This is a genomic window from Mesorhizobium tamadayense (genome assembly GCF_003863365.1).
Taxonomy (GTDB): domain Bacteria; phylum Pseudomonadota; class Alphaproteobacteria; order Rhizobiales; family Rhizobiaceae; genus Mesorhizobium; species Mesorhizobium tamadayense.
The window spans coordinates 19,320-29,016 of the sequence record NZ_RQXT01000072.1 but is presented as its reverse complement, the minus strand read 5'-3'; the positions used below and the strand labels follow the sequence as shown (position 1 = coordinate 29,016).

The following is a 9,697-nucleotide window of genomic DNA, read 5'->3' as shown; positions in this document are numbered from 1 at the left end:
GAGTCTCTCCGGCGGTGAGCACTCTCCCTGGGTGGCGCATCAGACAAAGCTGAACAGCAAAGCCGAGCCGATTGTGTTCTCGCCTGCGAAGGCCAATCTCAACCCTGTCAGCCGACGACAGCGAATAGTGTCGGATGAGGCTGTCCTCATCGGTCGGCACACTGAAAAGTCTATGCCGATCCTGATCTTTGAGAAGCTTTCGTCTGCGCATCGCTCGACTCCATCACAGTACTCGATGGAACGATGACAAACTGGGCGGCACATACGTCAGCCTTGGCCACGGCTATCCACAGAGATCAAGTGCAAGGCGACCGATTCATACTCGGGTTCTCGCTAGGCATCCCACAGATGGGCACTCGGCTGCTGCGGGTCACCTTCGACGACAGTCACACTTACTGATCTCGAATTGATTGTTGAACCTCGGTCTTAAGAGCGGCAGTGCTGACCTCAAGCTCCTTAACCGATGTCGAAATGAGTTTGGCCGCATGGCACGCGCAAGCGGAGCACCCTGGCCAGCCATTGTGCTCCAATCCGCGCTCATTCCTTGCTTTTGCAGCAGCATGCAGCGCCTTTCCAGCATCGTAGGCGATCTCTGGGCAAACGGACCCTACGAGCTGCCAACAAGATCCGCCGACGATTGCGTCTGACTGACCCCTTGTTTTTGCTCCACCTTTCCTAAGCCCGCTGCAGTTGTCGCACCGGCTCTGGTCTTGCCGGCTGAGGCCGTGAATGCGCCTCAGACGCCACCGTCATGAAAGCCTGAAGTGCCGCGGAGAGATACTCGTCGCTCCGCGTCACAAAAACAGTCGGCGCCGACCGCAGGTTGTCAGGTAGCAGGTGTATGATGAGCTGTCCGTTGGCTGCCGCATCCTGAACGACTCCCCGAGGTAGCATGGCCATCCCTACCCCGGCGGCGACGCAGCCGATGATCCCGTCCATTGTTCCGAGTTCCATCCAGCGGACATGCGTTACCCCACACGCCGCCAGGAACATGTCCATGCGCCGGCGGTAGGAACAGCCCGATCGAAAGGCGAGGACCTTCAGAGCCGGTGATGCGGCCAAGGCCTTCAGATCCGAAAGCTCGCGAAACCGCGGCGAGGAGATCACAACGAGCTCTTCTTCGACGATCGATAGGCTTTTCAGTTCAGGATGAGCGATGGGGCCGGAGACGAACGCGCCATCCAGTTTGCGTGCGACGACCTCGCTGACGAGCTTTTCCGTCGGGGCAGCCTCCACCAGTACGTCGACCTCTGGATATTCTGCAGCATAGCGGATCAGGATCGGCGGAAGGCGAAGCGCTGCAGTGGTCTCCATCGAGCCGATCCTGAGTAAACCGCACGGCGTACCGCGGTCTGTGACGACGCGCTTGGCTTCGTCCAGAAGCTCTCCGACGCGCTCGGCATAGGGAACGAGCTGAATGCCGGTGGCTGTCAGTGTAACCCCTCGCCTGGAGCGATGAAAAAGCGGAGCACCGATTTCCTCCTCAAGCGATTTTATTCTCGCGGTGACGTTGGATTGCACCGTGTTGAGTACACCGGCAGCCCCTCCGATACTGTTTGCTCTCGCAACCGCCTGGAAAAACCTGAGGTCGGCGCTGTTCATCAGCCATCTCCTTTTCAGATGAAAAACATCTGATCTAATCGTTTGTCTTAAGTCAAGTGTCGCAATAGCGTCAAAGAAAAATTTCCGGGAACTTCCTCAAGCTGGGAGAAGTACAGATGACGATACGAACGCGTCTGACAGAATTTTTCGAAATCGAGCATCCCATCATCCTTGCCCCGATGACACCGGCCGCGGGTGGCGCGCTTGCGTCCGCCGTCGCCGACGCCGGCGGTCTGGGCCTGTTGGGTGGGGGATATGCCGATCGCCAATGGTACGAAACAGAGTCGTCGCTGATCACCAATGAACGCGTTGGCTGCGGGTTCATCGCCTGGGCAGTCGAAGCCGACCTTGATCTGTTTGACCGCGCACTTGCGGAGCGTCCGTCCGCGATGATGCTTTCGTTTTCGGATCCGGCGAAGCTCGCGGCACGGGTCAGGCAGGCGGGTGTTCCGCTGATTTGCATGATCCACACACTCGAACATGCCCGGCGCGCAATCGACGTTGGCGCCGACGTTCTTATTGTTCAGGGGACCGAGGCCGGCGGCCATGGCCTGGTCGCGCGGTCAACCATGCCCTTCGTTCCCGCAGTCGTGGATCTGGTGGCAAAGATTTCGCCTTCTGTCATTGTCGTGGCGGCAGGCGGCATTGCCGACGGTAGGGGCCTGGCCGCTTCGCTGATGCTCGGAGCAGACGGGGTCCTGATGGGAACCAGGTTCTGGGCTACGCGCGAGTCGCTCATCCATCCGGCAGCCAAGGACAAGGTAGTCGCTGCCTCTGGCGACGAGACAATCCGGACTTCCGTCTACGATATCGTCCGTCAGAAGGCCTGGCCCGCTGGCTATACCGGCCGACTGCTCAAAAACGGCTTCATCGACAAGTGGCACGGGCGGGAAGAAGAGCTGCGCACGCTGCATTCCGAAGAATTGTCGAAGGTCGAGGCGGCATGGGCCTCTGGCGACTATGACACGGCCAACGTGACTGTCGGTGAGGCGGTTGGCCTCATCAACGATCTGCCGTCGGCGAAGGACATCGTTCGCCGAACGGTGCGCGAGGCAAGCGAAAGACTTGGCGTCTACGCATTCGATCAGCGCATCGCGAGCTGACTTACCACGGCCCTGAAGAGAGGGCCGACTGCTTTTAAAAACATAAAGGGGAACTGCAGCATGCAACAGCTACAGGAAAGGGGCGACTCCGTCCGCAAACCAGGTATCTGGACCGTCGTCCTTGCATCAAGCGCCGGCACGGTCATCGAATGGTACGACTTCTATCTTTACGGAAGTCTGGCGATTTTCTTCTCAACGCTCTTCTACCCTGCCAATGAACCGACGGCAGCTGTTCTGATCAGCGTCGCAACCTTTGCCACAGGCTTCCTCGTGCGCCCATTGGGAGCCCTGCTGTTCGGCAGCATCGGCGACCGCGTCGGACGCAAGAGCACGTTCTTGATGACGCTCATTCTGATGGGCATTGCGACCGCGCTCGTCGGCGTCTTGCCAACCTTTGAGACCGCGGGATATTTCGCGCCGATCGCTCTTGTGGTCCTTCGGCTGATCCAAGGATTGGCGATCGGCGGCGAATACGGCGGCGCCGCCGTTTACGTTGCAGAACACGCACCGGCGAACCGGCGCGGGTTCTTCACGAGCTTTATCCAGACAACGGCAACCGTCGGCTTTTTTCTGGCGATTGTCGTGGTGCTTACGTGCCGGCTGTCGCTCGGCGAAGAACTCTTCAAGCAATGGGGTTGGAGAATTCCGTTCCTGCTATCATCGGTTTTGATCGTGCTGTCCCTTTATTTGCGCCTCAAGCTTAGCGAATCCCCGGTCTTCGAGGAGATTCGCAAAGGCGGGAAGACCGCAAAGAGCCCAATCCGTGAGAGTTTCGCCACCGGTCATGGTGTGCGTTATGCAGCCTTTGCACTGTTCGGGGCGACCGCAGGCCTGGGGTGCGTTTGGTACACAGGCCAGTTCTACGCACTGTATTTCTTGCAGAGCGTGCTGAAGCTTGACTTCCTGACAGCGAACATTTGCCTTGCTGCTGCTTTGGTGATCGGAACGCCCCTCATCGTTTTCTTCGGCGCCTTGTCCGACCGGATCGGCCGCCGCAAGTTGATTGTCACCGGCTTCATTCTGGCAGCCGCGTTTTATGTTCCAATCTATCAGGGCATCGCCGCCGCCGTCGCTGCCCAGAACTTCGTTTTGGTAACAGCGCTGATCGTCGCCCAACTCGTTTTCGTCGGATTGATCTATGGCCCTATGGCAGCTTTCCTCGTCGAGCTCTTCCCGGCGAAATTGCGCTACACCTCGCTCTCGCTGCCCTATCACATCGGCACAGGCGTGTTTGGCGGCTTTGTTCCCCTCATCAGCCTGTCGCTCGTTGCCTACACGGGCAACATCTATGCGGGCCTGGCCTATCCCATTGCGATCGCGATCATGAGCGCAGTCGTAAATGTTCTCTGGTTCCCCCGCGCGCTGGCCGGGGAGCCCGAGGCTGCCGCAACCGGCCTACCGGCGAGGGCAAACTGAATGTTCACGGGGACGCCGAGCGCGCATCCCCCGCCCTCTTTCCTATTTCCGAGGACGACCCATGCCGCTGATAAAAATTAACCTTCTGAAGGGCCGATCGCCTGGGGAGCAGGACAAGATCCTCGACTGCATCCATGAGGCGGTGGTCAGGGCTTTCCATGTACCGCCAGCCGATCGCTATCAGATCCTGATCGAACACGAGAGATCGCATGTGCGCGCGGAGGATACCGGTCTTGGTCTTTTTCGCAGTGACAGGCTGATCATTATCGAGGTGATCTCCCGAGCCCGGTCAACTGACGACAAACAGGCATTCTATCGTTTCGTTGCGGCAGGGCTTTTGGATGTGTGTGCGATCGACCCTGCAGATGTGGTGGTCAGTATCATAGAAAATGGTGACGCGGATTGGTCCTTCGGCCTTGGTCGAGCTCAATTCATAACCGGCGAGCTTCGCTGAATCAGGCATCGCGGCGGTGAAGGACATTAATGTCTAATGCCAGTCCGACCGGCCGCGCCATCAGCTTTGACCGGCCGCGCGCAAATTCAAACAACAAGGAGAGAGCAGCTATGAAACAGCTACACCGAACCGTTGCAGCATCACTGGGAATGCTGATGACAACTTTTTTAGTTTCGGCGCAAGCCAAGGAGGCCATCATCAAGCTCCAAGTCGAAGGCCAGACAATCGTAGGCACGATGGTCACGCCGGATGATGTCACGAATCCTCCCGTCATCCTGATGCTTCACGGTTTCACCGGCAGCCGCAACGAATGGAGTTCGGAAGCGGTGAAGGAAGGCCTTTTCGGGCGTGCCGCGCCGGTGCTCGCAAGGAATGGGATCGCTTCGCTTCGGATCGATTTTCGCGGCAGCGGCGAGAGTGAGGGCAAATTCGAAGACATGACCGTCGAAACCGAGATAACGGACGCACAAGCGGGGCTCGACTTCCTATCGACGAATGACAGCGTCGACGGCAAACGTATTTCGTTGATGGGAATGAGCCTGGGCGGTGCGGTCACGACAGCAGTTGCCGGCCGGACGAAAACGCCTTTAAAATCTGTCGTCCTCTGGAACCCCGGCATCAATCTTCCGGCAGCGTTCATCTCCATATTTGGCGAGAAGCAGATGGCGGAAGCTGTGACAGCGGGCGATAAAGTCTATCCGGCCAAGCGCGTCGGAGATGGGAAGGAAATTCCCTTGAAAGGGCGCTTCTTCGAGAGCCTCTACGCGGTGCAGCCTGCCGGCGAAATCTCGCGCTACAAGGGGCCGCTGTTCCTCGCGGTCGGCACGCGCGATAGCATCGTCTTTCCCCAACCCGTTCTCGCCAAGTCGTTGCTGGCTTATCACGACGGTCCGGAAGAACTGTGGGCTGAACCCGTTGATCATGGTTTCGGCGTTGAACAGAGTGCCAAGACCGTGGACAAGCTGATCTTAGCGACGGTCACCTTCCTAAAGTCCAACGGCGAATAATCTGCGCGTCGAACGGCGCTCGCTTGGCCGCCAATTCCGCCGGAATTGGCGGCGTCTTAGCGAAAGCGGTAACGCTCGCCTGTCGGTTATCCTTCATGCAGGATGCCTGCCCGCGTGAACCTGCCCGGTTCCCGAGTACATCCGCCCCGTGACATGCGCCACCGCCAAGCCCCGATCCTTCACCAGCCTCACTGCCTCAAGCTTGAACTCGCGACTGAACTTCCTTCTCTGCATTTCCACTCTCCAGTTCCGTTAAACACCTTATCTCGGTGTCCACGAAACCGGCAGCAGGCCACTGGGCGCCGAGACCGCTGAGAGCGAACCTCCGATCAGGTCGCAAGGTACGACGGCACGCCGACGATAACGCAACGGCGGATTTCCTGGCGGAGATAGTTCACGCAGCCGAGGATCCAGCGATCGAGATCTGCGACACTTTCGGGAGGATGCGCTACCGGAAGGCTGGGCTTGCGCCACCACAATGCAGCGCTTGCAAGGTGCATCCGCTCGACCGTGAGGCCAAACAGCAGGCTTTCGCCGAACGGCTCTTCCGCAGCAGCCGAACCGAACTCTACCGGAGCTGCGGGGGCGGCCTCGGCGAACCTTGGCGGTTCTACAACCGCCTGTCGCGCACTTTCGAGCACATCGAGCTGCCAATGTGGATGTCCGGCATTGTTGCCGAACATACCGCTGCGCCGTCCGATCCATTCGCTCCGGAGAATTTGCGGCTTTTCGAGTTCCCCCTCTCGACCAACGTGAAGTGTGAATCCGCATTCGATGAAGCGGAAGCTTTGCTCCCCGCCTTCTCTATGCCAATGCTCCCGGTAGCCGATCCACGCAAGCACATCGTTGGCGATACCGCAGAGCGGGATGACGCGATGCGGTTTACCGCGATTGCGTGCGATTATCTCACTGGCCCGCCCACCAAGGCTCAACGCCGCTTGGAGACTGGCAATCTCACACGGCAGAGAAACCTCGCCCGTCGCTAGATCTAGCGTTCGGGCCAATTGGACCGCCAGCGCCTTACTCCGTTGCTCGAAGGCTCCCGCCGACAGCTTCGGCTCTTCCGCTTCAGACCTCGCCAAGCTCGGCTACTCCGTAAAGTCTGCCCACAAGGCGATCGATGTCTGTCGGGTTCGGCGACTGACCCCGTTCATTGGTGATCGTCGCCCGAGCAAGCTGGCGGACAACCGCACCGGAAAGAGGGTCTTCTCCTTGCTCCCAAAGGTTCGGCAGGAACACTGGGCTGACAAACCGGCTGCTCAGATCGAGTTGCCCTCCGGCGATCGTCACCGAACGAAAAGACACAAGCTTCATGAACGCACGGGAGTTCAATAGCGCGGTATAGGCGCGCATAACATCAAGGGAGACGCTCGCGTCGATATCGCTCTCTTCAGGCTCATCGACAGCATCCGATGCAGGATTGTCATTCTGCGACGGCTGGACGCGATGGGATTGAAGCTTCGGCGACCAAACATGGCCGGTCGAGGGCAAATAGCGCGCGTCTTCGTCGAGCGCGAAGCTACCGTCGGAGCCGAAGAACTTCGAGATGATCCGGGGACGTTTGTCGAAGGCGAAGGCGCCGGCCCGCGGATGCATCAGGCCCCACCAGTCACTCCGTTTCGCACGTACAATTGACGCGCGGTTCCGCAGGGATTGCTCATTGGATTTCAGCACTTGACGATAATAGGTCGGAACGGCTGCCGCCAACTCGACCTCATTGGCAAAGAGTGGTCCATTTGGGCCGTGCGGGTAGAAGAGATGGTAGTACTTGAGGACACGGCCATCTTCAATCGAGTCGGTCATGATCGCGTCGCGGAAATACTGCTGCTCACTTGCCGGCAAACGAAGCCTTCGAAACGCCTCGTCGTCAAAAAGGAAGACCTTCAGATTGCCTGTCTGTACGCCCTGCGCGATATCGAACAGATCGCCGACGGTGGGCGTCTGCCGGGCTTCAATCGCGTCCAGAACTCTCCTTTGATTGGGCGTCAGGATCCGCCATGGCATCTTCTTGGCCAGAACGGCTGAATCGGATGCGAACAGCTTCCAGTGCTCGTCGCCAACGGCGATGGCGGGCGGAGTTCCCGCCGTCTTGCGCAGCTCTCGCAGCGCATCCCCGGTGGCGCCGGGATCATTTTCCGTGACAAGGGCAGTGAACTCAGGCTGGCGGGGTTGACCCTTCGCGATCACGGCGCAGGCGACGTGGACCAGAGCCTGACTGAACAGACCGAAATCGCCGATGCTGGCGAGCAGCCGGACATCGCCGTCGCTGCCAAGGTGCTCGCGCCATGAGGTCGCGGCTTCGTGGGTCAGCAGGTTCGCCGGAAAGAGCGTTCCTAGCGCGCCACCGGACCTCAAGGCTTCGAGCGCCCGTGACACGAAGGCCATGCTGTAGTCACCACGGCTGCCTGCACGGTCGCCAACAACGGCGCGCAACTGTGCCTTTTGCTCTGCCGTCTGAGCGATCACGGAGATGAATGGGGGATTCATCACGGTGACATCAGCCTCGGGAAATCCGCGGTGGGAGAGTGCGTCTTCGACCAGAAGATCGAGTTCCGCGCCGCCGGCCGGTGTCCAGTCCCTAAGGGCAAGCGTGAGGGTGAAGCGCGCCATCGCAATTGCGGATCCCGAGATATCGCGACCCACAATACGCAGCGCGCCGTTGAACCCCGCCCTGCGCAGTCCACGCAGCGCTTCATGAAGAAAGGCCGCCGATCCACAGGCTGGGTCACTGAGGACTAGATGCTGGCGTGAGCTGAGATGAGCAACCTGCAGCAGTGTATGATCGACGATGCAGCGCGCCAGTGCTGGTGGCGTGAAATGCGTTCCGCCGCGCGACGTCGGCACAGATGTCGCGGCATCGACAAAGCCAAAAAGGTCTGGGGGCGGGGCGCGCACGAGATCAAAATGCGCCTCCTGAAACAGTTGGCCGCCGGCATGCCGGACAGCGAGATGCGGGTGCAGCGCAAGAGCAGACAGCGTTGAAGGGGCATTTCGGATATCACTGAGCGCCTCCTCCAGCGTAGGTCCAGCCAGAGCGTCACGTAGAGACGCAGCATCAGTAGGCAGGCCATCGGCTTCCGGTTCGCGCGCCACAGCGTTCTCGGCGATGAGGTCGCCGAGAACGGTGACGAAGGCATCGATGCTCCGGGCATCCGGGAGGCCTGCATGGGCGACCAACGAACGAATGCGGCCGAAAAGGCTCACGAGGTGCTGGACTACGGTCCGGTTCGATCGCAGCCGATCGCGACACAGATAACGGTAGAAGGCATCCAGATCGCGGTTGACCGAGGTTAGTGAGTAGAGCTGTGCCTCGCCTGCGGCATCCCACCGGACTACCTGGACGTCCTTTTCAGTCACGGCCACGTGATGTGGGAGGTCACTCGACCACGCCCAGCCGGCGACATCGGCCGGATTGGGCCTTTCCTCGACGACGGACAAACCGAAGGATCCATACCCGCCATCGAGCAGCACTTCATGATAGCCGTCGCCGGCGTCGGCTTCCGCGCCGAACATCGGCGATCTCGCAAGGCCGAAGCGCTGGCTCCATGCGGCGGTAAGTCGAGGATCGATCATCGCACCGTTCTCATCGGCGCAAGGAGCGGCAGCGGCATCTGTTTCTCGAACTGGTTTGTCGCTGCGTGCTCGGCAAGATGCGCAAGGTGCGGATCAAGCGGAACGACAAGTGCCGCAGCATGTAAGGAGACCGAACGCACTGTAACTAGTTCGGCCGAATGCTGACTCGCGAACAGCGCGGCCTGACCCCAGAGATTGGGGAAAAACTGCCCGTCAAGCCTCTGGCGCAGATCTGCGATACCGATCGCCCAGCCGCTGGCGCGGCCACCGAAGACGCTAAACACTTCTCCGAAGACGCGCAAAGAGATCAGATCCTGCCATGAATAGAGCGCTACCCGGCCAGGCCCTCGTGCTGCGACTGTCGGCTGAAACAGGCCGCGTTTCCCACACCACTCGCGAAGCTGGCTTTCGGACAACTGAGTGAGGCGAAGCGCATCTGAGAACTGGACGGGTTCCATGACGAATGGGTAACTTGCCGCTTTGAAGGCGTCAATGTGCTTCATCATTATTTCGCACTTGGCAATTCCTCCTCAATTTGTGTG

10 protein-coding genes are annotated in these 9,697 nt (G+C 59.5%); 4 read left to right on the top strand and 6 right to left on the bottom strand.

All coding sequences use genetic code 11. The features are described from left to right. Both EH240_RS33495 and EH240_RS33490 read right to left on the bottom strand, forming a co-directional pair. Window positions 1-211 (bottom strand): DUF4158 domain-containing protein (locus tag EH240_RS33495; RefSeq protein ID WP_125006561.1); only part of this gene is annotated, 211 nt, incomplete at its 3' end. Between the two features lie 464 nt (window positions 212-675). Beyond that, entirely contained in the window at window positions 676-1,602 is a 927-nt protein-coding gene (locus EH240_RS33490) for a LysR family transcriptional regulator (protein ID WP_125006559.1), read from the bottom strand. A 116-nt stretch (window positions 1,603-1,718) separates the two neighbouring features. On the opposite strand from EH240_RS33490, the gene EH240_RS33485 reads away from it, so the two are divergent. From EH240_RS33485 to EH240_RS33470, 4 genes are all read left to right on the top strand, one after another. Then, window positions 1,719-2,705: an NAD(P)H-dependent flavin oxidoreductase gene (locus EH240_RS33485; protein WP_125006557.1), complete on the top strand. Its 987-nt coding sequence runs from the start codon at window positions 1,719-1,721 to the stop codon at window positions 2,703-2,705. 60 nt (window positions 2,706-2,765) lie between these two features. Further along, window positions 2,766-4,121 (top strand): MFS transporter, encoded by a 1,356-nt coding sequence (locus EH240_RS33480; RefSeq protein ID WP_125006555.1) that lies wholly within the window; start codon window positions 2,766-2,768, stop codon window positions 4,119-4,121. Window positions 4,122-4,182: 61 nt separating this feature from the next. Continuing rightward, window positions 4,183-4,575, top strand: coding sequence for a tautomerase family protein (locus EH240_RS33475; protein ID WP_125006553.1), 393 nt, complete (start codon window positions 4,183-4,185; stop codon window positions 4,573-4,575). Window positions 4,576-4,685: 110 nt separating this feature from the next. Continuing rightward, window positions 4,686-5,582 carry an alpha/beta hydrolase family protein gene (locus EH240_RS33470; RefSeq protein ID WP_167484281.1) on the top strand — a complete coding sequence of 299 codons (897 nt, stop codon included), beginning with the start codon at window positions 4,686-4,688 and terminating at the stop codon, window positions 5,580-5,582. Between the two features lie 93 nt (window positions 5,583-5,675). Here the strand turns inward: EH240_RS33470 and EH240_RS40355 are convergent, their stop codons facing one another. From EH240_RS40355 to EH240_RS33450, 4 genes are all read right to left on the bottom strand, one after another. Beyond that, window positions 5,676-5,816: a transposase gene (locus EH240_RS40355; protein ID WP_125006549.1), complete on the bottom strand. Its 141-nt coding sequence runs from the start codon at window positions 5,814-5,816 to the stop codon at window positions 5,676-5,678. 95 nt (window positions 5,817-5,911) lie between these two features. After that, the gene (locus tag EH240_RS33460) at window positions 5,912-6,664 is read right to left on the bottom strand and encodes a hypothetical protein (RefSeq protein ID WP_125006547.1); all 753 of its coding nucleotides are present in this window, start codon (window positions 6,662-6,664) and stop codon (window positions 5,912-5,914) included. Beyond that, the gene (locus EH240_RS33455; RefSeq protein ID WP_125006545.1) at window positions 6,651-9,155 is read right to left on the bottom strand and encodes an N-6 DNA methylase; all 2,505 of its coding nucleotides are present in this window, start codon (window positions 9,153-9,155) and stop codon (window positions 6,651-6,653) included. The genes EH240_RS33460 and EH240_RS33455 overlap by 14 nt, the downstream gene beginning before the upstream one ends. After that, window positions 9,152-9,658, bottom strand: a complete 507-nt coding sequence (locus EH240_RS33450; RefSeq protein ID WP_125006543.1) for a hypothetical protein — start codon at window positions 9,656-9,658, stop codon at window positions 9,152-9,154. The genes EH240_RS33455 and EH240_RS33450 overlap by 4 nt, the downstream gene beginning before the upstream one ends. Window positions 9,659-9,697: the final 39 nt, after the last annotated feature.